The sequence below is a fragment of the Lelliottia sp. WB101 genome, assembly GCF_003051885.1.
GTDB classification, from domain to species: Bacteria; Pseudomonadota; Gammaproteobacteria; order Enterobacterales; family Enterobacteriaceae; genus Enterobacter; species Enterobacter nimipressuralis.
This window is the reverse complement of sequence record NZ_CP028520.1, coordinates 1,768,593-1,793,995: the sequence shown is the minus strand read 5'-3', so window position 1 is coordinate 1,793,995 and position 25,403 is coordinate 1,768,593. Positions and strand designations below refer to the sequence as shown.

The following is a 25,403-nucleotide window of genomic DNA, read 5'->3' as shown; positions in this document are numbered from 1 at the left end:
AGCTCCTGTTTATTCTTACTTTTCTGCCATGAATTTATGTTCTAGCTGCTCCAGCAGGGAGGGTTCCCAGTCTGTAAGCCGCATTTGTGATCCCGCGCTGAACAGCATCCGATACTGTTGCTGCGCCAGTTTGCCCATCCCGGCCTCTTCCATAAACTGTGCTCCAAAGTACTGACGGTAGAACTGTTCGCGAGGCGACCCTTCGGGCAGCGAATCCAGATACTGCAGCGCCGTTTCCAGCCCCTGATCGGCAAACAAGGTCCGGGCGGCCTGAAGCTCCTCGCCGTTTTCTGAGACATACGCGCTCTGGCTGGCAGAAGCAGGAACCAGCCACTGCTTCGTCTGTTCGCTCATAAAGGGCGTGCGGTCGTTAAACAGCAGCTCCGAAAGCGAAGGAAGACGCGCAACAAAACGGGTAACTTCGTCGAGGATGGCTTCTGCCACTGCGAGATATCCGAGGCGCAGTGCAATCTGCGCGGAGAGGTAATGGCCATCCAGCCAGTATGGCGCGAGTAATATGCTTTTCTCGACCTGCAGCCAGAGCGCGAAATCTGCGTTGCCAAAACGGGTCTGATAATCGGCAACCCTGTCCGCCGGAATGGCCGCCAGCGGCGTTCGACCGTCACTTTCGGCCTGCGGCGTAGCCGTAATGGTTTGCCAGATCGCGTGACGTCGCAGACGATAGCCGTGCGGTGAGTCCGGCTGACGTTCACAGAGAATATCGGCCACCTCCAGCAGCGTGCTGCGCCAGGCATCATCGTCATGGGTTTTGATGGTCACCCGCGGTGCCGGAGTGCTGACCGGAGCGGTATCGGGCGAAGCGGCGTGGGGCGCGTTCGATGCAGCGCGTGCGGATGTATCCGCAGCAGCGTCGCGACACTCGCGCTGGTAGAGGGCAAAGAGTTCATCCGTTGCCTGCGCCAGTTCAGGCGCATGCTGTGTCTGCCAGCACTGCGCCAGTTTTGCCAGCTCGCCCAGAAGTTCGTCACGCTGTTCGGTGGTTGCACGGCCAGCAAAGCCTGCGACGCCCGCGTCAAAACGTTTTATGACCTGCCCGGCAAAGCGCTTTTTATGCGCCATATTTTGCGGTGCCGCCACGGCCCAAAAGTGCTCGACATAGAGAGCCAACAGGCGCATCGCCAGCAGCGGATCGCCCGCATGCTGAAGGGTTCTGAGCAGGTGCGCCAGTAGGCGGAAATCTTTGCTTTCGCATGCCAGCAACACCAGCCCCCGACGCTGAATATCCGGGATATCCAGCTGGCTATGAGCCAGCGAGCCGAGTTTAACGATCTCACCCTCGATAAACTCCCACTCCGGGTTATCGTCTTTCAGGCCCTCACTCAGCTTGTCTCCCGGCAGATTTTCCAGCAGATGCGAAATCCAGGTCTGTGGATTATTCAGATCTAAAGGCATTAATAATCTCCCGCCCAATGGCACGCATCACGCAGTGGTGCGATGGCCTGTGCCAGCCCGTTAATGTCAAAGGTCAGCTTGCCGGCGGGGCTCCCCGCCCCCGTATCCAGGGTCAGTGTTTTGGCGCTAAGCAGCTGTTTGATTTCACTAATCCCGGACAGCCCCCGACTGGCTTCCAGCAACACGCCGTTCTCACGGACAAACCAGTGGCTGTTGAACGTCCTGCCATCAGCATTCAGGGTGACCGCGATGTCATGAACATCCAGCGAATGCATCAAAGCCACCTGCATCCGGGTGATGTTATCCATGCAACTGAACATCAGTACCGGACGCGGCGGGACGCTGCCGATAGCCGGGGTCGTGATAACAACGGTTGGATGCTCGCCCGGCGTTTGCACGACCAGCAATGAAGTGGTGTTACCGTCGCGGTGTTTTTCCTGCTCCGTGGCGAGCATCCAGGCTTCTCCCTGATAGCGCGCTTTAACCAATGCCCCCTCGAAGCCTCCCGGCGAGACGGGCGCGAGCAGATGGTCGTAGCAGTCAAGACGCTCCAGAGCTGCCTTTTGTTGACGGCAGGACTGCATCGCCTGCAGGGTTACCTGAGCATCAGACATGGGCACCGTTTCCGCATGTGCAAATCCCGCACAGCTTCCCACCAGCAGAGCCGCAATCAGCCAGGGAAGGCGTGGCTGGCTCATATAACGACACCATCCTCAGGCAGGGTAGATACGGGATCGCTGTCGCACGATGCATCTTCCACACAAGTGGTAAACGCGCCATTCTCAGCCGACAGTCGGATCAGGGAAATCGCGGTGTTGGCCGCCATTTTCTGTAGCAGCAGCAGCGAAAGCGGCGGCAGCAACTCGCCGTCGATCACGGATTCCAGCATTCTGGCGCCATTCTCGGCGCGGGTGACGCGCTGCATAATTTCATCGGTCACCTCCGGTTCGATAATGACCTCAGCATCAAAGCGGCTACGCAGAACGCTGTCCAGTCGCGCAAGCTTTCCGGCGATAATCGTGATAAGTGTCTCTTGGGTCAGCGGCAGATAGGGCACCACTTCCATGCGTGCAAGCAGAGCGGGTTTGAAGAAATCTGCCAGCACTGGATATAACGCGTCCTGCATCAACGCCGGGTTATCAGCATGTTCGACAATCACCTGATAACCGAGGTTGGAGGTGAGGAAAAATACGATGTTTTTGCAGTCAATCAGACGGCCTTCACCGTCCGCCATTTCGCCCTTATCAAACGCCTGATAGAACAGATTCAGCACGTCCGGGTGAGCCTTTTCTACTTCGTCAAGGAGCACGACCGAGTAGGGTTTCTGACGAATGGCTTCGGTCAGCACGCCCCCTTCTCCGTAGCCCACGTAGCCAGGAGGCGAGCCGATCAGCCTTGAAACCGTGTGCTTTTCCTGGAACTCCGACATATTGATGGTCGTGAGATACTGACGTCCGCCGTAGAGTAGCTCCGTCAGTTGCAGCACAGTTTCGGTTTTGCCTACACCGCTCGGACCGGCTAACAGGAACGCCCCCTGAGGCCGCCCGGGACGGCGCAGGTCAGCACGGGCGGTCAGCAGATGTTTATGCAAACTGGCAATCGCCAGCTGCTGGCCTTTTATGCTTTCGCCCAGCCAGAGCGGAAGATCGGTAATCACCGACATCTCGCTCTGCGACAGGCGGTTAAGCGGCACGCCGGTCCATTCGGCTATCACCGCTGCAATCTGCTTTTTATCGACGTGGGGCGAAACCAGTAGCTGATCGTTATGCAAGGCGTCCAGCTCTGCCGTCAGCCGTTTCAGGCGCTCGGCGTGAGACGGCGTTTTCTCCTCGGTAGTGAGTAATTGCTGACGCAGGGCAATAATCTCCTGCACCAGCGTCTGCTGCTGGTGCCAGGCGTCCTCCAGCGTTCGCAACGCCTGCTGCGCATTCTCATACTGCGCTTGCACCTCATCTCGGCGCGCCGTCTCGGTGCGTAGCCCGATGCGGATTTCGCGTTCAAGCTGGCAGATTTCCGCCTCACACTGGTGGCATAACGTCGTCAGGGCAGAAATTTTTTTTGGCGGCGAAGAGAGATTAATCGCCACCCTTGCACAGGCGGTATCCAGCACATCGATAGCTTTGTCAGGTAACTGACGCCCGGAAAGATAGCGCTCGCTTAACGTCGCGGCCGCCTGAAGTGCCTCATCGTCGATCAGTACACCATGCGATTGTTCATATACGGCCGACAGACCGCGGAGAATGATCGTGGCTTCGGCCGCATTCGGCTCACTGACCTTCACCAACTGAAAACGACGCGACAGTGCAGCGTCCTTCTCAAAATATTTTTTGTATTCGCCCCAGGTCGTTGCGGCGATAGTTTTCAGCTCACCACGCGCCAGCGCTGGTTTGAGAAGGTTAGAAATATCCAGCCCGCCCTGCTGGTTGCCGGCACCTATCAGCGTATGCGCTTCATCAATAAACAGAATGACTGGAACGGGGGATGAAATGACTTCAGCCATCAACCCTTTGAAGCGTTTTTCAAACTCACCTTTCACGGATGCTCCAGCCTGCAATGCCCCAAGATCCAGATTCATGATGCGGGTGTTTTTGAGTTTATCCGGGACCTGGCCTGCAACAATGCGCAGAGCCAGCCCTTCGATTAACGCGCTTTTACCCACACCGGCCTCACCCACCACGACAGGGTTGTTCTTGCGGCGACGGCTAAGAATATCGATCATCAGATCGATTTCGTGATCGCGACACAGCACCGGATCAAGCCGCCCCTGACGGGCGTCCTCGGTCATGTTCCTGGCATAACGCGCAAGCAAGCTATCGCTGGCATCCGTCGCCACGCTGACGTTTTTTCCGTCGTCATCCTGTATCACGGTTTCAGCAGACTCACGCGTCCACTGCGAAAAATCCTGCTGCAAGCGATCGCGGTTAATACCGGTCAGTTGCCGGGCAGCCGCGGGAGGGACGTAACGTAGCGGCGAGTGCAGAAGCGCCAGCAGCAGCACGCCGCCCCGTAATTCGCTCATCTGCATTTCCGTTGAAGCCAGCAGCCAGGCCTCTTTTAACCACTCCACAAGCATAGGGGAGAAGGCCGGATAGCTGTCTGTAGAGCGCACGGTGGCATAATTTTCGACCGTTAACGCCTGACGCAGTGTCGCCACATCAAGATCGGCTTGTTCCGCAATCACTCGCAGATCGCTGCGAACAGATGACAGCATTTGCAGGAGCACATGTGCCACGGTGATTTCCGCCGCCTGCTGGGTCATACACTCTGCCGCAGCGGCCTCCAGCGCCTGTCGTGAAAACAGATTCAGCCGCTTTACCAGCACGGGAAGATCAATCTGGATCATAGACGTCCTTATCGCAGTAATTTATTTAACTGATGCAAAATGTCCTGCGTCTGACTGTCGAGGCGCAGTAAATAGAACAGATAAAACAGTGCCAGCACGGCAATCCCGCCGAACAACACCTGTTTAATGGTCAAGCGCTTAATAAGCTGATAACGCCCTCCCTGCGTTTTTTTGTCCTGATGTAGCAGTGGGAAAGCCGCGTCGCCGCGAAGTTTATGAAGGACGTGATACAGACGGCGGTATATCTGTTCAAATTCGCCCTGATTCTGTACGGCAACCTTGTAGCGCCCACGGAAACCCAGCGAGAAACAGAGGTACAAAAATTCGAGTAAATCCTGGTAGCGTTTGGGCTCGCGAATCAGGCGTTCGAGCAGAATAAACACCTTCTCGCCGCCCCAGGCTTCATTATGGAAATGCACCAGCAGGGACTGCTTTATCCACTCGTTCTTGTTCGACCAGCCATTGCCAAGCGCCGCCTCGTCAATAAATGTGCAGAGCACATAGCGAAACGAGACGATCACGCCTGGCTCATAGCCCTGCTCTTGCAGCAATTGCTCTACCGCCTGAACGTCCGTCACAACCCGGGAAAAGAGGTGTTCAGGCATCGACTGGCTGTTCATCCCCGCCACGCGCATCACCATTCCCAGCAACGGGGTGGCCGCATCGATCATCGGATTGAGACTGTTACCACGCAGAGCGAGCCGGTACTGGCGATGGGACGTTTCCCCGCCAGCCTCATGCGAAATCGCATTGCCCATTTCCTCGGGGTAGACCGAGTTATTGCTGCCGGAATAAAAGTCAGGCTGTTCGCTCATCGTCTCAACCTCTTATCGCCCACAGCTGCATATCCAGTTCCGGGAAGGTGCCGGAAATGTGCAGCGCCATCGCCCCGGCTTTCGCCACGTCCTGCCAGGCCGCGGCCCCTTTATCCAGGTCGAAATAGACGTAACCATCGTGATAAGGAAGCTGGCGAGGCGCTGCAGTGCGAGGCGACAGCGGTACGCCAGGCACCTGGACACTGACCACATTGCGGATTTTGTCGGTCGCAGCGATTTTCGACTGCTGAGTGAACTGGAGAATGATCTGGTTCTGCGGCATCCGCGCGCGGACGGCCAGTACGAAGGAGCCCGACTGCAGCAGCGTCGGATCGTTAACCGTGGCGATATACACCCCATCGGAAAAGATCAGCGGCAGGTTCTGAGCCCGTGGCATCAGCACGGTGTTAAGCGCCCGACGCAGCTCCAGAATCACCGTTTTAAAAGACTGCGTGAGATTCCGGTGGTTGTAGACATCGACCGGACACGGCAGACGGCTGTTCTCGGTAAAGGTCATCAGCTCACCCAGCAGACGCACCAGATCCAGATAAAAGGTTTCCGGATGCAGCGTATGCAGATGGGTGCGATGGGTGAAGTGCATCTGGCTGCGGTTCAGCATCTGCAACATCATAAATTCTGCCACATCGGCGATACCGCTCTGCTCCGGCGAGCCAATGCGCTTTGCCAGTTCGCTGGCGCGGTTACTGATTAGCCCCTGAACGTCCCCGGCAAACCCGTTCAGCACAGGGCTCACCCGAATCGCCTGACAAGTGGGGATAAAGCCTTCATCCAGTACCAGCGCACCATTGGGCTGCTGACTGCGAATGCGGCATAACGGTAAGGTGACCATCGCGCTGAGATCGTCCGCGCCGCTCACAATTTTTGGCGCCAGCTGCCCCAGAACAAGCTGCTGGACATCGCCATCATCTGAGTGCAAATCACGAATATCGCTGCGGGCCAGCCGGTAACGCTCCGTGCTTTGTCCAGCACTCTGGCGGCTCTCAATTTCGCAGGTGATATCACTGATGACCGGCAGTGCGAGGTAGATGTCATGGCTTCCGGGCTTTGACAGATCGACAGGATGGTAGGGCAAAGGAAGCTGGTCCTGCTCCGGGATACTGAACACCGTGCCATCAGGCATGCAGCCGCTGGCAAAGTCGAGCATCAGCTTCCCCTGAGCCAGCAACTCTGAATTCACTGACAGCGCTGTAAATCCCCAGCTAAAGTCAGCCTGTGCATTGATGCGCTGGTTCAGCAGATATTCCTGATTACGCTGCTGTTGCTGGAAGTGCTGCGGCAGGGCGAATAATCCCTCTTGCCAGATCACCTTATTTTTCATCGTCGCCATCGTCAGTCTTCCTCTTTTTTCATTTCGATACTGCTCTGCCGCACATGCACCAGCACACGGTATTGGTGGCCCGTACCTTCCACTGGTTCGATCTGCTTCCATTCGGAGGACTGGTCATCCGAGAAGTAGGCAACAATGCCAATAAACTGCGTTTTTTCGTCCAGTTTCACCGGCGGCAGGGTTTTGAGCGTGTCCGGCAGCAGGCTGAAATCCTGGTGATCGATATAGTTTTTCCCTAACACATCCGGTAACGGTGTGCTGGCTATCTGGTCATAGTCAGCGGCCTGCAGCTTTGAATCGTCGCTGAGGTAGACCAGTTGCACATCCACAGGGGCGGCTTCCCCCTCTGCGTTGGTATTGGTATCCGGTTCAGTGAGAAGCGTGACGGTCACCTCCGACGGTTGTACCGCCTGCTTTCCGACCTGAATATCCGGATTACTGATCACCTGGCCGAGTTTTTTCGCCGTTTCGCAGCCGGTTAAAACCACGCTCATTAGAACGCAGGCCAGAAACGCCCTCCTGATCATGCTTCCGACTCCCGTTGCTTCTCTCTCAATACCCGGTCATAAACCTGGGCATACACTTCGTTAAACAGCATCTCGAAACCCTGCTGACGGCTGGACGCCAGTTCGTCGTAGTAGTGGCTATACATTTGCCATGCGCCGGCATCGTCCAGCGGCTGGCGCAATTCATGGCTGCGACGATACTGAACAAAACGGCGCATCAGACTCTGGGGAGAAAAGGCGTCAAGCAGGACACGCAGAGATTCGATAATAGCCCCGCGATTGGCTTCTTCATGATGGCGAATGTTGCGCAGGCTTTCGCGTACTGCGGCAGGAGCAGCAAGGTGAACGGGGCTTTTACCCTCGGCAAACATCACATCCAGCACCGTGGTGTAGTCCATATTCAGACGCAACGGGTTATCTTCCAGCGGACGCAGATGCTTGTCAGACAGGCTGTTACGTTGATGTTGAAGCTCAAGCAGCCCTTGTAGTGCGGCCTGCAATGTCCTCCCAGCCTCTTCCAAAAAATCATCCGCCTCCTGTGAATTGCGCACAGAAAGCGAGCAACCTAACCCACGCATAAGCGGCGTGACGGCGAGATGGCGATGTGTCATTTCACCCTGCGCGCCCGCTTCATCATGACTCTCGTGAGAATCGGCATACATCGGCGGCAGATCCATAAACTGATTTTCCAGCCCGCTATTACTGGGCGGAGCGGAAAGCGTGGCGGTGGTTCGGAGAGGAGCCGATCCCGACAGCAGATCACCCGCAGTGGTCAGACTTTCTGTTTGCAACGCCTGAAGAGGATCGGTAGAAAAGCCGTTCACTACAGTGTCTGCGAGCTGATGTCGGTGAGGCATTCCCGGATACGTCGGTTGCCCGTCAGTGGTGAGTAGCGCATCAGCCAGGCGATCGCGGTTAGTCACGATGGTTTCCGGGGCGGCCATCTGCTCGCTATAGCTGACGAGTTTTCCTTCGTGCAGGAACACTTTTAATGCCAGCGCCCCAAGTCCAATCTCATCGCCCTGACGCAACCGCACTAATCCAGATTCCACGGACACCGGAGCCAGATTGATCATCAACCCTGGCATCAGGCTACGAAGACAGAAGGTGCCATCATGGAGAACCACTTCGCAGGCACGGCCAGCGATAGATCCTGCTCGATCCTGTACCGGCCAGCGGCACGCCGTAGCGTGGCCGATATCTCCGCCCTCGGCAGAAAACAGGCATTTTGCAGCCCTTCCACTCTCCAGCTCATTGCCGTTCATGACCTGCAACGTGAGTGACAGCACGGAAGAGTGCTTTTTCTCCTCAGCCATATGCGATTCCATAAAATTAATCCCTGATATGAAGGGTGATAGAGGGCGGCACTTTCGGCTGTCCGATAAACGCCGTGCGCCCGATACAGGATCGGGCGCTGTCGCCTAACAGCATGCCTTTCGCCTGCTCGGGAGCCAGATCCAGACGCAAATCCCAGGCGAACTGATCGCGCAGTAAAAAAGAGACAAACATTGTCAATGCCTGGTGATTTCCACCGTCTGGCAAAAATGAGAGATAACGCTCCATCGAGAGATTGCTGATCCGCAGAAGAAATTTTCCGCTGCGATCGGGCACTCTGGCTCCGAGGGTAAAATTGACACCGATGACTGAGCGCCCCGGCACATATCCGGCGGTTCTGTTTTTGGGATTTCGCACACCCAGCCGATTCTGCTGGGCAGGATCGACAGGCACTTTGCGTAGCTGCCAGCTCTCGATACGGACCTCCGGCAGATCAAAACAGTGAGAAACCAGATTGCACACCACGTCCGGCGAGCGCCCCGGCGTAGCAAGTATCCCGGCGTAGGCCAGCATCTTGCTATGGTTGATGGCAAGCCTGGCGCGCACACTGGGATTGCCCAGCCCTACAAGGGCATACATACGCTGCGAAAAAGTGTCCGTGCCACCGTTACGAAAACAGATGTAATAGCGGTACTTACGCCAGGCATGATAGGCAAACTGCGTCCATCGATGGCTGAACAGATCGAGAAACTCTTTCAGCCCCTCTTCATTTTGTGCCGACTCCTGCGCCATTCTGTCCAGGTAGTAACCGGGCAGTGGCGACTGGCTACCGGAGAAACCCAGGAATTTGGTCGTCAGGTTGAACTGCCCGGTCTCGTTACGACTGAGCGTACTCAGGTCACTTCCAGGGAAAGCAATACTGGCATCGGATTTGAACAGCGCCACTTCCTGTTCCGGTTCCGTACGCAAGGATGGCTCCTGGTCCGTACCGCCATACCGCCGATATAACGATTCCATCAGCACAAAAAAGTTTGTCCCGCGCACATCCGGGAGATTTGCTGTTTCCCTTACATCAGGGCGTGCTGGCCGGTATGTTGCCATTCCCAGGACTCCTGACTTTCGGTGTTGATAATTTTGAGGCAGTGAAACGAATTGATGCTGGCATACAGCGCAAAGAAATAGGACAGCACCGTCCCCAGCAGATAGATCTCACCTTCACAGACAAAGGGGGCCGGATTTATCCACAGCGTGGTGGACAACCCTCGAACCGGCACGCCCTTAAACAGGCGGTCGACCGGACGGGACGCCATTTTTTCAATAGCATCCAGTTTCTGCGAAGAGAGTCGGGCCTGCTGCGGGTGGTGAATACCGGGTAAATCAAACGTGCGCAGAACCTGAATCAACGCTTCCCTGTCCAGCAGCGAGAGATAGTTCAGATTCATGCAGGAGATCAGCGACCAGTGCATATTGCCGTCCGTCATCGGATAAAGCGGACGGGTTGGCCGCATCACATTACTGAAGGACGCAACGGCTGGATTCTTATTAACGGCCTCGCAGATATCACCGATATGCAACGACGCAGGTAACATGCGATTGGTGCAGACAAGCGAGGCCGTGAAAACTTCGCCATCCAGTCGGGTGTGTTCTGGTATGTCTCCGTTCGCGTGAACAAATGCAATCGAATGCTCCAGACCTTGATGAAATAATGACGTTTTTGTTCGGTGGTGCCAGTAAACGACTTCACGCTGACGGTTGTACTCTATCTGGTGCTGAAATCCCTCAAACTCAGGCCAGAGGCGAAACTTTCTGCTCTGTCCGGAACCGCTCTCTTTGCTCGAAACCGAGGTTATCTGGAAAATATCATAGGATTCCGGGTTCTGTTGACTGGCGCGCAACGGGTACTGCGGCGCACTGTCATCCGGTCTGACAGGTTCAGAGTGGTGCGCGAAAAGATTGACCGCAGGCGTACAGTAGGGACGTAAAGAAGCCTTGCGCAGCTTGATATCTGCCGGTAGTGGCAGATTAAAATGCAGGCGCAACGTAAACGCACCGACCGGAAAATCGTCTGGCAGTGGCGCGGCATCCTTCACGTGGAAGAAGAAAAAGCTCTCCGGATAGCAGAAATACTCCTGCAGTACCCGGTAACCGACATGAACGTTTTTCGGCCATGGCAACAGCGCATCTTCTGGTTCAAATCCGGCGGCCTCAAGCCACAGATCCGATAACGCTAAACGCCGCTCACCGGCAACCAGTTCGGCATCCACCAGATGTTCACTGAACCATAAATAGAGCTGATGACGGGTGTAGTCGTCTTCATTACCCAACCAAAAAGTCAGTTTATTCAGATCAATCGCGCGGGGAGAAATGTTGCCTTCGGTGAAAAAATCAATCTCAATGGCACCTGCTTTTAGGCTGCTGGTGTTTCTCACATCCTGAACCAACAGAGGTTGTAGCCAGGTATCACGTGCCAGAGTGAAATGACAAACCGGCAACGAGGTGTTCTCTCCGCTGGTCAGTGCGCCCTGAGCACCAGTCTGCGAGCGGTCACTCTTTCCGGTTTTAATCAACTCATCGCGGCACACCTGAACGAATGTTTGCAGCTCTTTACGGGGCTGATATTCAATGACCGTCATCGCCGGCACCGGACGCAGATAATTTGGCCACAGCATGTTGATGAGCCCATGCGTGAACTCGGGGAATTCATCTTCCAGCTTTTGCCGCAGGCCACCTGAGAGGAAGGCGAACGCTTCCAGCAGACGTTCCACATCCGGATCGCCCTCTTTCTCGGCCAAAAAGCGAGCCAGGTAGGGTTTCTCCTGTGCCAGCAATTTGCCGAGCTGACGCAGATAATCCAGCTCTTCGCGGTAGTAACGCTCTTCAAAGGCCATCGGGTTACTCCACTTTCCAGTGCCGGTGGTTATCCAGTAGGATGTCAAACTCCAGGACATCCTGGCTGTTGCTGAAATCTATCGTTGCCACAATATGAAACCGCAGTTCCAGCGGCAGGCAGGCATCCTCTGCGATAGCCGCCACTACCACGTCCGAAATCCGCGGTTCATAGCCCAAAATAGACTCCCTGATCGCCTTAACCATCCAGTCGCGAATGTTCAACGAATCGGGGGATTGACTATTAAAATCATCAATCCCCAGATCCGGCGAACCGTAACAACTGCCGGAACGGGTATTGAGGACGTTACGAAGGGTATCGCGCACCGAATTTAGCAGCGACGCCTTAGGTCGCTGGCGCAGAGGTGGATTCGCCGCCTCGCGGATACGCTCAAACAAACTGCCCCCAGATTCCCGTTCCATTATCATGGTGCTTAATCCCTGTCTAAGCGGCCGACTAATGACAGCTCAAACGATGCTCCCATGTATTTGAAATGCGGACGCACGCTAAGCGCCACCTGGTACCAGCCCGGCTCCCCTTCCACATCCGATACCTCAATTTTCGCCTGACGCAGCGGTTTGCGACTGCGAACTTCAGATGGCGGATTTTCCTGATCGGCCACGTACTGGCGAATCCAGGTATTGAGTTCACGCTCGAGGTCGCCACGTTCTTTCCATGAGCCGAGCTGTTCGCGCTGAAGCACTTTGATGTAATGAGCTAGTCTGTTGATAACAAACAGGTAAGGCAGCTGTGTTCCTAACTTATAGTTAGTTTCCGCTTCCTTTCCTTCCACTGTGTTAGGGAACACCTTTGGTTTCTGAACTGAATTAGCCGAGAAAAAGGCAGCATTATCAGAACCTTTACGCATCGTCAGCGTAATGAACCCCTGCTCTGCCAGTTCGTATTCACGACGATCGGTAATCAGAATTTCGGTCGGCACTTTTGCCTGAAGTTGCCCCATGGCTTCATACAGATGCACCGGTAAATCTTTCACCGCGCCGCCGCTTTGTGGGCCAACGATATTCGGACACCAGCGGGTCGATGCAAAACTCTCCGCCATGTTGGCGGCCAGAAGAAACGCCGTGTTACCCCAAAGATAGTGTTCGTGGCTCTTGCTGACATCTTCGTGATAGTTAAAGCTTTTGATGGGATTTTCATTCGGGACATAAGGATGTCGCAGCAAAAAGCGCGGTGCCGTCAGACCAAGATTTCGGGCATCTTCTGATTCACGCAGCGATCGCCATTTGGTGTATGCCGGCCCTTCAAAAATGGCAGCAACATCCTTGATCCCAGGCAGTTCGGTAAACGAATCAAGTCCGAAAAATGTCGGAGAAACGGATGAGAGGAATGGGCTGTGCGCCATTGCACTGACGGCGCTGATATATTGCAGCAGCTTCATATCGGCCGTCGTGTTATCGAAGCTATAGTTGCCGATAACCGCCGCGACAGGCTCGCCGCCAAACTGCCCGAAACCACTGGAGTATACGTGGCGGTAGAAACCAGACTGGGTAATTTCCGGCGCAAACGAAAAATCGTCCAACAGCTCTTCTTTTGTGACGTGCAGCAGATGAATTTTGATGTTTTCCCGTGGATCGGCATGATCCACCAGGAGTTTCAGTGAGCGCAGAAACGACTCCAGCTCCTGGAATTCTGGCGCATGAAGGATCATATCCATCTGACGCCCCATGCGCTCATCAATATCAGCAATCATGCCGTTGACGGCCAGGATATCGACGGATTCGGCCTCTTCATCATTCTGTAGAAGAGCCGTAATAAAGGCTGTTACGCCCTGGCGCGCAATATCGTAACTTTCTGACTCCGGCTTGAAACGGGTCTGCGCCATGATGTCATCCAACAATGTGGGCGCGGCGACCTGTACAGAGGAAGCAGAGGCTTCCGGTAAGGTGATATCTGACATAGTGAAATCCTTGTACAAAGTTATTTCCGACCTGCGATGCCCAGTTCCGCAATCAGTTGTTCACGGCTTTGTTCGTTATCCAGTAGAGCTTTTAGCTGCGCGCGGAAAGCCGGGATATTTCCCATTGGGCCGCGTAACGCCACCAGGGCCTCGCGTAGCTCAAGCATTTTTCGCATTTCGGGTATCTGGGCAGCAATGTTGTCTGGTGCGAGATCGGACAGTGATTTCACTTTCAGCCTGACGCCCATGCGCTCATCGTGATTTTCACTGAGCGTGGAGGGAACGGCGAACTCACGGCCAATACCTGCTTGTTCTAACACCGCATTGAAATTGTTACGATTGATGGCAACAGGCTGCCGCTCATCAAGCGGCGTCTCATCCGAACCGCCTGTCAGATTACCGGTGACCAGCAGGTTAAGCGGCAGCTCAACTTCAGCTGTCTGGGAGCCTGTTTTGGGGGTGAATTTAATATTAATGCGCTCCCGTGGAGCGATGCTGCCGTCATTTTTTTGGCTGCTCATAAAAAATAGTCCTTCAGGTTATCGACCAGGCCATCAATGCAGCATATTCCGCACCACTAAAAACACCGGAAATGCCGCCGAAGTGGCGGTTAAATAGATTAAAACGCCTTATCAACCCATATCCTACGCGAAAACAACATTCCCGAAATACTTCGATTCCGGATAATTCCGCTCTATATGCCAGATATAAAATGCGTGCTACAAAGGTTCAAGATACAATGCGAAGCGTAAGAGCACAACCTAATAGGTAATAGATTTTCACAGTACAACTCACATTTATAATTTCGCTAAATGATTGATATAAAATGCATTCATGGATTAATTGGAATATTTGCGAAACTTGAGAATTGCCTTATAAAAGCCCAACAACAAAATAAACCAGGAGATTGACTTACCATTGCCCATGATTCAATCTGCTCATTAATTTCATCGCAGCGAAATATACTAAAGAATTATACATAGCGATAAACCATATAATCAAAATAATGAATTAAACATAGCTAAAAATTATTTGATGGCTACTACTTATTTGCATCGCCGGTAGCAGGGATGTACGAACATGGCAGATGTCGGGTAAGAGCCGTTTCAAAATTTGCCTGTCGAGGACTAAAGGCAGGTGATTGTCAGCAGTCATTTATACATTAACAAGGAGTTTAAAAATGCCTACACCGTGTTACATCTCAATCACGGGTCAGACCCAGGGAAATATTACCGCAGGTGCATTTACTGCCCCTTCGGTTGGTAACATTTACGTGCAGGGCCACGAAGATGAGATGCTGGTGCAAGAATTTCATCATAACGTGACTGTCCCTACCGACCCTCAGTCCGGCCAGCCATCTGGTCAACGTGCCCACAAGCCGTTCATCTTTACCGTGGCACTGAACAAAGCTGTACCTTTACTGTATAACGCGCTGGCTTCCGGCGAAATGCTGCCAACCACCGAGTTGCACTGGTGGCGTACTTCAGTGGAAGGCAAGCAGGAACACTTCTTCACCACTCGCCTGACCGATTCCACCATTGTGGATATCGACTGCACTATGCCTCACTGCCAGGACGCGGAGAAGCGCGAGTTTACTCAGCTGATTAAGGTCTCCCTCGCCTACCGTAAAATCGAGTGGGAGCATGTTAAGTCTGGCACTTCTGGTGCTGATGACTGGCGTGCGCCGCTGGAAGCATAAGTTGATACCCAGCATCCGGTTCTTAGGGACCGGATGCTGTTTTTGTATTGCACCTCAAAAATGGTTGTCAGTAATAAGAAACGCTTTTTGGGAGATGGCGGATGCCGGAGACTTTGGCGGTAGCGTGCTTAAAGACAAGTGAAACAGCACCTTCAACATGGAGAAATTCGAGTAGTTCATACTTGATCGGATAGTTTATAAAAAAGCAGTTAATTGCCAGAAGAGCTGTTACAAAGTGACCCGTCTATGTTTTTTCTTGAGTCTTGTAAAAATGAAGCATCAACGATTAACTGGGATAGTGAAAGCCTAACAAAGACGTTTCGATATAAAAAGCCTAGCCTCTTACCATACTATTTTAAAAAACACATTTAGCCTTTAAATCTAAAGACTGGTATCTATGTTCAAAAATATAGTGTTTTTTGTCACCATGTTCGTGCTGGCTCCTATTTACTGCATTGCAAATGAACCCGAAGTAAATTCTTTAGATGACCTTATTGTGAATAGTTTTAAAGTGGATGAAATTCCTGATCTAGGGCATCCAGTTTGCACTCTCAGCCTCTACGACATTAAGAAAGATGATTATTACAACTATGTGGAAGGAAGTATTTGTCCTGTCGGTGGAAAAATCTGTAAATACTCAGCCATTATGAAAATCAATAACAAAATAAACATACTTAAAGAAGTACCGTCAGACAAAAAAGGTATAACATTTCAAAACTCACAATTTTATATAATCTCAAAACATACTGAAGTTAAAGAGTCAGAAATGAACCCTGAAGGAACCAACATTGAATCCATCATTTCTATTAACATCAAAAATAGAGTTAAAAAATTTAATATGACTGGATATTGCGGGATTTAAATACAGTCAAAACACTGAATAAAAACATAATGGACAATAACGATCCCTCGATTTTTTAACGGGCGCGTAGTCGCATTATCGTTTCTCAATGCTCAAAAATATGCATTTTCAATTTTTTAAATTCAGTGAACTTAAAAAATGCAAAAATACAGCTTACGCATGAAAATATCTCAAACTCACAACTGGGTGCTAGAGTGAATTAGGATAACTAAATAATAAAAAATTCAACAGAATTCTTATTAGTGCTAATGCATAAAGCAGTAGGTATTCTCTCAAACGATAAATAATTTTAAGCTTGACAATAAATATGTCAAAACCGGTGGTGGGCAGGAAATGTATTTCCACGTTCCTTGCGACAAGCGAAAATTTGTAATACCACTTGATACCCCTAGCTATAAATATGGTCATCTTCAGTAGATATCTGTTTATTAAAAATATTCTTACACATGTAGCATGCGATATTGCATTAACTACATTATGCACAAATTCTTTTTATCCATATAAAACAGTGGACAAGTCACAATGATCATTATGGAAAAACAAAATGAACTTATTCAAGTGATGAATAATGTTGCAAATAAGTACATGAAATGGAGTCTTGCAAAAGATCATTTTATCAGTGATACCATTAATTTTTCCTCACAGATTGATAGTGATTTATTTTCTGGGAAACTATCACAATCCGAGGCAAGAGAAGCTTTGGATAATGAAATAACATCACTAAGAAAACAAAACGATGAACTAGAGAAAAATCAGGTTAGGCAAGCCATTATCCTTCGCCCTATAAGCCAAGAGAAAGTCAGAGGAAGCGGTGGAAGAGAAACTATTAATGTTGACCTATTTATTGCAGGGGCGGGATTTATTGCAGGGGGCTTACAGATTGTCACTGGTGTTGGAATGATTAGCACTGGTGCCGGAGCGATCCCTGGAACATTACTAACAGCTCACGGGGTTAACAACCTTATTGAAAATGGTTATTACTTGCTTTATCGAGAGAGCTGTACCGGTCCAGTACGCTTTATGTACGAAGAAGCGGGAGATTTTTTTGGAATAGATATTAAAGATTCCGATGTTATTTATACTTTTGTTGACGTGGCATTATCGATGAATGGTTTACTTGAGTATAAATTACCAGAAGAAGCACAGAGACTTTACCGTTACATTAACGCAGATTTGCTATGGGGTATAAAAAAGATGGGGATTACTCTTATGGGCCCTGGCGATTTATTTATAGAGATCACGGGTGATATAAATACCGTAGTGGGTCAATGGAGGGCATATTAATGGAAGTTATCATTGAGGCTGCAGGATACAAGTTAAACATTTTATATATTGCTCTATCATGCCTAGGGTTACATATTAATTTCACTGTCGTAAAAATTTTATTAAAGTCCCAAATGACGACACATCATTTTTATGCCATAACAACATCGACAATATTACCTTTTTTTCACTTCTACGTTTTTAACTTTGGAAGAATACCTTTTTGGGATATAGACCTTGGTAATAACATCCCACTCTATTACATTTCTTTTGGATTAGCATGGATTAGTTCACTTCCTTACATCATCGCAAGAAGGCTGTACAGTTAAAGCCTATCATAAAACCACTATAACACAATAAATATAAAATTATTGACCCAGCATCAAACAAAGATTAATGCTAAATAACACACTTACAAACCTTACACTTCATCAAAGCATTTCAAAACCCGACAAATTAACCCCGCTATATTTACCGTTATTATAGAAAATCATTTGAAAGGGAGACAAATATGTCATTAAAAGGACTACGTTTCACGTTTGACGTGGATGGACAACCTTCTGAAACATTTGCAGTCGTGAGTTTCTGGTTGAAACAACGTCTTTCTTTTCCATTTATGTTGGATGTAGATGTTGCCAGCAAATCCTTCAATCAGGAAGCAAACAACCTACTAGAAAAAAAAGTCACCCTCACTATTTGGCAGGGGTCAGAGGCGCTGCGTTATGTCACTGGAGTAGTTTCAAGTTTTGGGATGAAAGAAAATAATCGCTGGCAGATGCTGTATCATTTTTGTATTCAGCCGCCACTCTGGCGCTGTGGACTACGGCAGAATTTCCGCATATTTCAGCAACAAGATATTGAAGCTATTTCATCAACACTTCTCAGTGAGAACGGTGTTATCGACTGGGCACCCTCTTTTAATGCGGGCCACTCTTCTCGTGAATTCTGTGTCCAATACGGTGAAAACGATCTGGCATTTTTATCCCGTCTTTGGGCGGAAGAAGGGATCTTCTTTTATGATAAACACGCACCAGATGGACCTAATCAAAAATTGATGTTATGCGATGATACTGCTGGCCTGTCCCCACTCAACGACACGATTATCTTCAATCCGAATATAACTACAGAAGTGAATAGTGAGTGTATCAGTGCATTTCAATACGATGCAGGAGTACGTGCCTCATCAGTCGTAAGTAAAGATTATACATTCAAAGTACCCGACTGGGAGGGAACGTTTAATCAGCAAGGCGAAAACCTGAATAATCAGCTCACGCAATATGAAGTTTATGATTACCCTGGTCGTTTTAAGGATGAGCAGCACGGACAGGATTTTAGTCGCTATCAATTGGATGGTTTTCGTAATAGCTCTGAGACTGCCGGAGGGATCAGTAACTCACCCAATTTGTGGCCAGGAACTCGCTTTATTCTCAAAAACCATCCTCAGGAAACCCTCAACCGAGAATGGCAGGTGATCAGAAGCACGCTGGTGGGCCAACAGCCACAGGCATTGCATGGGAGTTCAGGCACAGGCACCACATTGACGAATCAATTTTCGGTCATCCCTGCTGACCGAACCTGGCGGCCCCGTCCCCTGCCTAAACCCAAAGTCGATGGCCCACAAAGTGCGATCGTCACTGGACCGGCTGGTGAGGAAATCTTCTGCGATGAGCATGGACGTGTCCGCGTGAAGTTTCACTGGGACAGATATAACCCTAAGAATGAGAGCAGTTCATGCTGGGTACGCGTGTCGCAGGCATGGGCCGGTACCGGATTTGGCAACCTTGCCATTCCGCGCATCAATCAGGAGGTCATTGTTGATTTCCTGAATGGTGATCCTGACCAACCTATCATTATGGGTCGAACCTATCACCAGGATAACCGCTCTCCTGGCGGCCTGCCCGGTACGAAAACGCAGATGACCATCCGCTCAAAAACCTACAAAGGTGAAGGTTTCAATGAACTGCGTTTTGAGGATGCGACAGGGAAAGAGCAGCTCTATATGCACGCACAAAAGGACATGCAAACAGAGGTGTTGCATGACCGAACGACGACGGTTAATCACGATCACACTGAAACCGTATCCAATAACCAGACTGTCACCGTAGGCGTCGGACAGACGATAAATGTGGGTGGCAAAAATGAAGGTGGACACGACCAAAAGGTCACCGTCGCCCATGATCAGACGATCACCGTGCAGAACAAGCAGACGCTAAATGTCACGCAGGATCGTGAAAAAAGCGTCGGTGGCGACCACACAGCCACAATCACCGGCAACGACACCGCGACCGTCAAAAAAGATCAGTCCGTGACTGTTCACCAAAACTACACCCTCGATGTCGCGAAAATCACCACCATCAAATCAGGCGAGAAAATCGAACTGATCTGTGGAGCCAGTTCCATCACCCTTGAACAAGGTGGAAAAGTGACGATCTCCGGCACGGAATTTGATTTCACTGCCGGTGGCATTGTTCAAATCAAAGGTAAAGACGTCAATCTCAACTGAGGCACGAAAATGGAATTTCGTAATCTGACGCCGTTTTCAGTGATGGAATATGCGATGGACGACAAGCATAACGAACGTCATCGCGTCGTCGCCATGAAAACCGGCTTCCGGCTTGTCCAGGATGATAATGGTCAGTGGCAGATGCAATTAATGGAAAACCCACCGATGCCATTATGCATCGAAGATGAGTTTGCCGGTGAAATGAACTGCTCGCCTGTCCTGCGCGAGAGTGACCTCGCCCCCCTGAAACCCGCTTGCGACATCATCATTAACGGAACGGCCCATACCCCAGACGGAATCCCTGCCGCTGAAATGACGGCAGGAGTACTAATACGCGCATCGTCAGGTGACATTGTATTAGATAAGAAACTACGGGTGACGGGTCGGCGTTTCTACCAGCGCCAGGCTTTAACCGGGCAATGGTACGAAACAGAACCAGAGCCATTCAACTCACTACCGCTGGACTACCGCTTTGCATTTGGCGGTGAATGCAGGGTGGATACTGACAGCAATTTCGCCGAGCGCATCCCTGAAAAATATCACCTAAATGAGGAGCAGCGACGTACCCACCCAGACCAGAAATATCCTCCGCTGGCACACACTGCCTGCCTGTCGAATCCATTGGGAATGGGATATACCCAGGCGTGGTATCTGCGCGCCGCTGACATTCAGCAGATAGAAGCCCCACGCATTATGAGGCTGGATAGCCCGTTTACCCTTAGCCATTTTATGGCCTGTCTGGACGGAAAAGCCGACTGGTTTACTCAAGAATTTCAGCCTACTGGTTTTAACGCTGTTGGGCGTACATGGTTGCCACGACTCGCACTGGCAGGTACCTACGATCAGGCGTGGCTGGAAACGCAGCACCCTGCCCTGCCAAATGATTTTGAATTCGGTTACTGGAACTACGCTCCTCATGACCAGCAAATACCTTACCCCACGCAGGGTATGACAATCACCCTTAATGGGCTGCATCCGAATGGCGATATAAACTTCACGTTGCCTGCAAACCAGGCCGTTATTTTGCTGCGAATGCATACAGGCGCGTGGGTGCCGCAGAGGATGTGGGTTGACACCTTACACATTGATACTCAGGAGCTCACCGTAGCACAGACCTGGCGATATCTACTGCCATCCAATTCAGCGGTTCGGGTCATGGAAGCCCGTTACAGTATCTCAGGAGAATAATCATGGCCCGGAATTATATGGCCCGCCAGGATGGAACATGGATAGTGGTCAGTGTCAGTCCAGATGTGTGTAAAACCCCGATTGGTCCCTCCACGCCGCCCATCCCCTATCCAGTGACAGCAAATCTGGGAAATGCCGTACTCGTCGTACCGTCAGTTAAAGCTAACGGATGTCCAGTTGTGGTTCTGGAGCAGAGCTTTGTCCCCTCTACCAAAGGAGATGAGGCTGGAGTCGCTAAAGGAGTTCAAAGCGGTACGGTTGGCGATATCTGTGAACCACTGGAGTCAAGTACTACCGTACGCGCAGGGGGGAAACTCGTTCTAAGACACAATGATATGTTCTGGATGAACGCGCGAAATACGACCGGGATCATTATAGGCCAACCTCCTGCGGCCAATGTTATGGCGAGTGAAGCAGACCCGGAAGTCAAACCCGAAACACCAGATGAGCAGAGTTTCATGAATGCCTTGTTTAAGGCATATCGATATGAGGCAAATTCCCGACACCTGGCAACACAGGATATGGCTGATTCCGCAAAGGCCGTGAAGGACATTTTTGTCGATCACACTCCAGATAATGTGATGAACAGCCAGGCCATCGGCGGAATGCTCAATGGTTCCAGTTATTACAACACCACCCCAGAAGCTGCCCGAAATATGGCCGAGCAAATCGGAGGTGAAGCGCTCGATACCTTTAATACCATGGATACACCGGAGAACAGAGCGCTGATGACAGCCGCTCAAGGTCTATTCATGGCTTATGCGCTAAGAACAGCGGGTGGCGCAGATATGGATGGAGCCATCATTAAAGGAGAAACAGTAGCTAACAAAGGTGAAGGTCATACTCCAGAATTTTCATTATGTACACGTAAGGGCGATCCAGTAGATGTAGGCAGCGGTGATTTTATTCAACATCACAGCGTATTGGCCTTGCCGGGAACCTTGCCCCTGAATCTCACGCGACTCTATCGTTCTCGCACCACTACCTCCGGACTGTTTGGCGATAAATGGGCTGATGACTGGTCATCTTCTCTGACTGTCCATGATAAAAATCTTCATTTTTCCGATCACAAGGGTTCCGTACTTTACTATCCCATCCCAAAGGACGGACTTTTTCATGCCGCAGTAAACTCCCGCCAGTCCCGTTACCGACTTTCCGGTGATATGCGGAGTGAACTGACTGTCTTTGACCGTCGCACGCAGCAGACGCAGTTTTTTTCCCCCGCTGCTGATGACCTCTGGTTACTCTCCGCTCTAACGGATAATTACGGCAACCGAATTGATTTTCTCCGCACCGATGGCCTGCTGACCGAGATCCGCCACAGCGACGGCTACACGCTCGCCCTCGAGTGGCAACATCAACAGCTGATGAGCATTGACCTGGTGACCCCTCAACACCAGCGTCTCGTGACCTGTCAGTATGACCGCCATGGCTTCCTGACCGAATGTGACACCTTCCAGTTCACCCATTTATGGCATGAATACTCTACTGAAGGTTACATGACCCGCTGGCGGGATACCGACAAAACTTGCGTGAATATCCTCTACGATCCGCAGGGCCGCGTCATCAGCACCGTCTCCACGGAAGGCTATTACGACGATCGCTTTATCTACAAAGATGACGAATGCTGCACCCTCTACCAGGACGCAGAGGGAGGCGAGACGCATTTCTGGTACAACGAAGATGGGCTCGTCACCCACAGTACTGACCCGCTAGGGCGGGAAGAGCACTTTCAGTGGGAGAATACACGACTGCTATCCCGCACCGACGCCCTCGGACGCACCACGGAATATCAGTATAACGATGAAGGCGATATCAGCCATGTTGCCCTCCCCGGCGGCTACAGCCTCTGGTATGAATATAACGTTGCCGGGCAGCTAACTCGCCTGACCGCTCCGGGCGAGCAGATCTGGCAGTGGGCTTACGACGACCACGGTAGCATGGTCTGCCTGACTGACCCACAGGGACGCGTCCAGCAGTTCAGTTACAGCGACCAGGGTGATTTGCTGCAACGAATTATGCCCGGCGGCGCAACCTGGCGCTGGAGCCATGACGCGCTACATCAAGTGCGAGAAACCCTCGCCCCGAATGGCGGTATCACGCACACCGAACAGGATTTTCTCGGGCGGCTGTTAAGTGTGCAGGACCCGCTCGGCTTCACCACCCAGTTTCGCCACAGTAAACATCACGCCGGGCCACAGGGCAGCGTGGAAGAAATCAGCCGCCCGGACGGCGTCCGGGAGCTGATTCGCCATAACAGCGAAAAGCTCCCGGAGCACTTCACAGACGGTGAAGGCAAAACCACTTCTTACGAATACGGTGCCTTTGACCTGCTCATGGCGATGACCCGCCCCGATGGCGAACGCCTGGCATGCCGGTACGATAAACTCACTCGCCTGACTGAAATCATTAACGCCGAAGGCGAACGTTACCGACTCACCTATGACAAAGCCGGACAGCTGATTGCTGAAACTGACTTCACTGGGCGCACGCTGACGTACGAATACGATAATGCAGGTCGCTGTATCCGCACCCGCTTCCCGGACGGCACCTGCCTGAACCGCCGCTACAATATCACCGACCAGGTCACAGATGAGCAAGTGACGCGGGGCGATAGCAACCACACTCTCAGCACCACCACTTTTCGCTATGACACTCTGTGCCGTCTGGTAGAGGCAAAAAATGATGCGGCGACGGTCACGTATGATTATGACGGCGCAAGCCGTCTCATCGCCGAAACCCTCAACGGCAGACGCACGGAGTACCAGTATGATACTGATCGTGACACGGTATCTCATCGCATCACTGGCGGACTGACTGAACTCTTCACCCGCGGCGTGACGGGTGAGCTGAAACAGTGGCAACTTAACGGCCATGCTCCCCTGACATTCACCCATGATCTGCGCGGCCAGGAAACGTCCCGCCAGAGCGACGCCGGGTTTTACCAGCAACTCAGCTACACGCAGACCGGCATGCTGACAAAGCAGAAAGCCGGGAATCAGAACACCAGACCGGATGAGCTTAACAGCAGTCTGGCGCGGGAATGGCTGTACGACAAAGCCTACAACCTGACCATGATTGCCGACTCCCTGCGCGGCACTGCGGTGCACAGCCTGACGGCAAACGACCAGATAAGCCATGCCACCTGGACCGGCAGCCAGTGTATGCCGATGCGCGAAGAGCGCTTCACCTACGACAAAAATCTCAACATCACCCGCCGCCAGACCTGGATAAACGAGGTGATGGAAAGCGAAGCACACCAGCAGCAACGGCATGGTCGGGTATCATTCCGGGAACACAAGGCCTGGCGGCATACCACTTCACGTATCAACCCGGATACCGGAAAACCGGAGGAAGGAAAATTTGTCCGGGTGGTAAACGCGCATAACACCAGCTGGAAGTACGATGTGAACGGTCGTCTGGTGGAGAAACTGGTCGATAAAGGCGGCTACCGCCCTCTTCTCTGGCGCTACCGCTGGGACGCCCGGAGCCAGCTCTCAGGTATCGAAACGCCGGATGGCGAATGCTGGGAATACAAATACGACCCGTTCGGCCGGCGCATCAGTAAACGCTGCACCAGCCACAACAAACCAGGGATGGATTTTCACTGGAACGGCGACCAGCTCACCGACGAAATTCCGGTCGGTTCTGACGGTAAAGCGGATGATGAAAACGCCATTCGCTGGATATACGAACCAGGCAGCTTTACACCGCTGGCGCGCTACGAAAGGGGAAATCTGTACTATGCGGTAACGGATACGGTCGGGCGCATCCAGGAACTGCTGACCGAAGACGGCACCATCGTCTGGCGGGGAAAACAGCAACTGTGGGGCCGGGAAGAGAGTGCAAATGATGCCAACGTCTCATACAGACTGCGTTTTCCGGGTCAGTACGAGGATGAAGAATCCGGGTTGTATTACAACCGGTTCCGGTACTATGATTGTGAGACTGGGCAGTATATAAGTCCGGACCCGATTGGGTTATTGGGTGGGGTAAATCCTTACGGGTATGTTCATAATCCGTTGGGGTGGATTGACCCGCTGGGGTTGGCTTGTTGTGCAATAAAAGCTAGAAGCCGGAATGAAGCTTTCAGACTTGCTAAAGAATATGCCCAAGTTCCTCGTATTTCTCGTGGTGGCCTTAATATTTCATTAGACGACCTGAAGGTGACCAGTCGTGGGGAAAATTGGGAGAAAATGAAAGCTGCTGGCGGTCAGAAATTGGGACGCAGAAATCCATCGGGTAAAAATGAATGGTTTGAGCATCCCGACGGACACCCAGATGCGGGAGAGCCGGGCATTCCAGATTATCATTCAGGCGGTCATATACATGCTATTGATCCACAAGGCAATGAAAAGGTATTTACATGGTAAGGTGCAAGTC

Annotated in this window: 18 protein-coding genes; 6 read left to right on the top strand and 12 right to left on the bottom strand. The window is 51.6% G+C overall.

Annotated features, from left to right (window positions below; all coding sequences use genetic code 11):
* Positions 1-15 precede the first annotated feature (15 nt).
* From tssA to tssB, 12 genes are all read right to left on the bottom strand, one after another.
* A complete protein-coding gene (gene tssA, locus DAI21_RS08560) occupies positions 16-1,413 on the bottom strand; it encodes a type VI secretion system protein TssA (RefSeq protein ID WP_107702863.1) in 1,398 nt (465 codons plus the stop codon).
* Positions 1,413-2,111, bottom strand: a complete 699-nt coding sequence (gene vasI / locus DAI21_RS08555) for a type VI secretion system-associated protein VasI (RefSeq protein WP_107702862.1) — start codon at positions 2,109-2,111, stop codon at positions 1,413-1,415. Before vasI ends, tssA begins: the two co-directional genes overlap by 1 nt.
* Positions 2,108-4,756 (bottom strand): type VI secretion system ATPase TssH, encoded by a 2,649-nt coding sequence (gene tssH, locus DAI21_RS08550; protein WP_107702861.1) that lies wholly within the window; start codon positions 4,754-4,756, stop codon positions 2,108-2,110. The genes vasI and tssH overlap by 4 nt, the downstream gene beginning before the upstream one ends.
* A gap of 8 nt (positions 4,757-4,764) precedes the next feature.
* Positions 4,765-5,514 (bottom strand): type IVB secretion system protein IcmH/DotU, encoded by a 750-nt coding sequence (icmH, locus tag DAI21_RS08545; RefSeq protein ID WP_107704234.1) that lies wholly within the window; start codon positions 5,512-5,514, stop codon positions 4,765-4,767.
* Between the two features lie 61 nt (positions 5,515-5,575).
* Positions 5,576-6,919 carry a type VI secretion system baseplate subunit TssK gene (gene tssK / locus DAI21_RS08540; RefSeq protein ID WP_107702860.1) on the bottom strand — a complete coding sequence of 448 codons (1,344 nt, stop codon included), beginning with the start codon at positions 6,917-6,919 and terminating at the stop codon, positions 5,576-5,578.
* 2 nt (positions 6,920-6,921) lie between these two features.
* Positions 6,922-7,446, bottom strand: a complete 525-nt coding sequence (tssJ, locus tag DAI21_RS08535; protein WP_100778967.1) for a type VI secretion system lipoprotein TssJ — start codon at positions 7,444-7,446, stop codon at positions 6,922-6,924.
* Positions 7,443-8,741, bottom strand: a complete 1,299-nt coding sequence (tagH, locus tag DAI21_RS08530; RefSeq protein ID WP_107702859.1) for a type VI secretion system-associated FHA domain protein TagH — start codon at positions 8,739-8,741, stop codon at positions 7,443-7,445. The genes tssJ and tagH overlap by 4 nt, the downstream gene beginning before the upstream one ends.
* A gap of 16 nt (positions 8,742-8,757) precedes the next feature.
* Positions 8,758-9,801: a type VI secretion system baseplate subunit TssG gene (gene tssG / locus DAI21_RS08525; protein WP_100780821.1), complete on the bottom strand. Its 1,044-nt coding sequence runs from the start codon at positions 9,799-9,801 to the stop codon at positions 8,758-8,760.
* Positions 9,768-11,588, bottom strand: a complete 1,821-nt coding sequence (gene tssF / locus DAI21_RS08520; protein ID WP_107702858.1) for a type VI secretion system baseplate subunit TssF — start codon at positions 11,586-11,588, stop codon at positions 9,768-9,770. Before tssF ends, tssG begins: the two co-directional genes overlap by 34 nt.
* A 4-nt stretch (positions 11,589-11,592) precedes the next feature.
* The gene (tssE, locus tag DAI21_RS08515) at positions 11,593-12,012 is read right to left on the bottom strand and encodes a type VI secretion system baseplate subunit TssE (RefSeq protein ID WP_199908246.1); all 420 of its coding nucleotides are present in this window, start codon (positions 12,010-12,012) and stop codon (positions 11,593-11,595) included.
* Between the two features lie 8 nt (positions 12,013-12,020).
* Positions 12,021-13,505, bottom strand: a complete 1,485-nt coding sequence (gene tssC / locus DAI21_RS08510) for a type VI secretion system contractile sheath large subunit (RefSeq protein WP_146003461.1) — start codon at positions 13,503-13,505, stop codon at positions 12,021-12,023.
* Positions 13,506-13,525: 20 nt separating this feature from the next.
* Positions 13,526-14,026, bottom strand: coding sequence for a type VI secretion system contractile sheath small subunit (gene tssB, locus DAI21_RS08505; protein ID WP_100778964.1), 501 nt, complete (start codon positions 14,024-14,026; stop codon positions 13,526-13,528).
* 659 nt (positions 14,027-14,685) lie between these two features.
* Between tssB and DAI21_RS08500 the strand changes: the two genes are divergently transcribed.
* The 6 genes from DAI21_RS08500 (at position 14,686) to DAI21_RS08465 (ending at position 25,393) form a co-directional block, all read left to right on the top strand.
* Positions 14,686-15,204, top strand: a complete 519-nt coding sequence (locus DAI21_RS08500) for an Hcp family type VI secretion system effector (RefSeq protein ID WP_100778963.1) — start codon at positions 14,686-14,688, stop codon at positions 15,202-15,204.
* A 397-nt stretch (positions 15,205-15,601) separates the two neighbouring features.
* The gene (locus DAI21_RS08495) at positions 15,602-16,066 is read left to right on the top strand and encodes an adhesin (RefSeq protein WP_102104742.1); all 465 of its coding nucleotides are present in this window, start codon (positions 15,602-15,604) and stop codon (positions 16,064-16,066) included.
* A 531-nt stretch (positions 16,067-16,597) separates the two neighbouring features.
* A complete protein-coding gene (locus tag DAI21_RS08485) occupies positions 16,598-17,350 on the top strand; it encodes a DUF4225 domain-containing protein (RefSeq protein ID WP_159075409.1) in 753 nt (250 codons plus the stop codon).
* 490 nt (positions 17,351-17,840) lie between these two features.
* Positions 17,841-19,832, top strand: a complete 1,992-nt coding sequence (tssI, locus tag DAI21_RS08475) for a type VI secretion system tip protein VgrG (protein WP_107702854.1) — start codon at positions 17,841-17,843, stop codon at positions 19,830-19,832.
* A gap of 9 nt (positions 19,833-19,841) precedes the next feature.
* Positions 19,842-21,020 (top strand): DUF2169 domain-containing protein, encoded by a 1,179-nt coding sequence (locus DAI21_RS08470; RefSeq protein WP_107702853.1) that lies wholly within the window; start codon positions 19,842-19,844, stop codon positions 21,018-21,020.
* 2 nt (positions 21,021-21,022) lie between these two features.
* Positions 21,023-25,393: a PAAR-like domain-containing protein gene (locus tag DAI21_RS08465; protein ID WP_107702852.1), complete on the top strand. Its 4,371-nt coding sequence runs from the start codon at positions 21,023-21,025 to the stop codon at positions 25,391-25,393.
* The last annotated feature ends 10 nt before the right edge of the window (positions 25,394-25,403 follow it).

Bases quoted from the DNA above. Each gene is read 5' to 3' on its own strand.
- tssA (WP_107702863.1), bottom strand. From the start codon at position 1,413: ATGCCTTTAGATCTGAATAATCCACAGACCTGGATTTCGCATCTGCTG.
- vasI (WP_107702862.1), bottom strand. From the start codon at position 2,111: ATGAGCCAGCCACGCCTTCCCTGGCTGATTGCGGCTCTGCTGGTGGGA.
- tssH (WP_107702861.1), bottom strand. From the start codon at position 4,756: ATGATCCAGATTGATCTTCCCGTGCTGGTAAAGCGGCTGAATCTGTTT.
- icmH (WP_107704234.1), bottom strand. From the start codon at position 5,514: ATGGGCAATGCGATTTCGCATGAGGCTGGCGGGGAAACGTCCCATCGC.
- tssK (WP_107702860.1), bottom strand. From the start codon at position 6,919: ATGGCGACGATGAAAAATAAGGTGATCTGGCAAGAGGGATTATTCGCC.
- tssJ (WP_100778967.1), bottom strand. From the start codon at position 7,446: ATGATCAGGAGGGCGTTTCTGGCCTGCGTTCTAATGAGCGTGGTTTTA.
- tagH (WP_107702859.1), bottom strand. From the start codon at position 8,741: ATGGCTGAGGAGAAAAAGCACTCTTCCGTGCTGTCACTCACGTTGCAG.
- tssG (WP_100780821.1), bottom strand. From the start codon at position 9,801: ATGGCAACATACCGGCCAGCACGCCCTGATGTAAGGGAAACAGCAAAT.
- tssF (WP_107702858.1), bottom strand. From the start codon at position 11,588: ATGGCCTTTGAAGAGCGTTACTACCGCGAAGAGCTGGATTATCTGCGT.
- tssC (WP_146003461.1), bottom strand. From the start codon at position 13,505: ATGTCAGATATCACCTTACCGGAAGCCTCTGCTTCCTCTGTACAGGTC.
- tssB (WP_100778964.1), bottom strand. From the start codon at position 14,026: ATGAGCAGCCAAAAAAATGACGGCAGCATCGCTCCACGGGAGCGCATT.
- DAI21_RS08500 (WP_100778963.1), top strand. From the start codon at position 14,686: ATGCCTACACCGTGTTACATCTCAATCACGGGTCAGACCCAGGGAAAT.
- DAI21_RS08495 (WP_102104742.1), top strand. From the start codon at position 15,602: ATGTTCAAAAATATAGTGTTTTTTGTCACCATGTTCGTGCTGGCTCCT.
- DAI21_RS08485 (WP_159075409.1), top strand. From the start codon at position 16,598: ATGGAAAAACAAAATGAACTTATTCAAGTGATGAATAATGTTGCAAAT.
- tssI (WP_107702854.1), top strand. From the start codon at position 17,841: ATGTCATTAAAAGGACTACGTTTCACGTTTGACGTGGATGGACAACCT.
- DAI21_RS08470 (WP_107702853.1), top strand. From the start codon at position 19,842: ATGGAATTTCGTAATCTGACGCCGTTTTCAGTGATGGAATATGCGATG.
- DAI21_RS08465 (WP_107702852.1), top strand. From the start codon at position 21,023: ATGGCCCGGAATTATATGGCCCGCCAGGATGGAACATGGATAGTGGTC.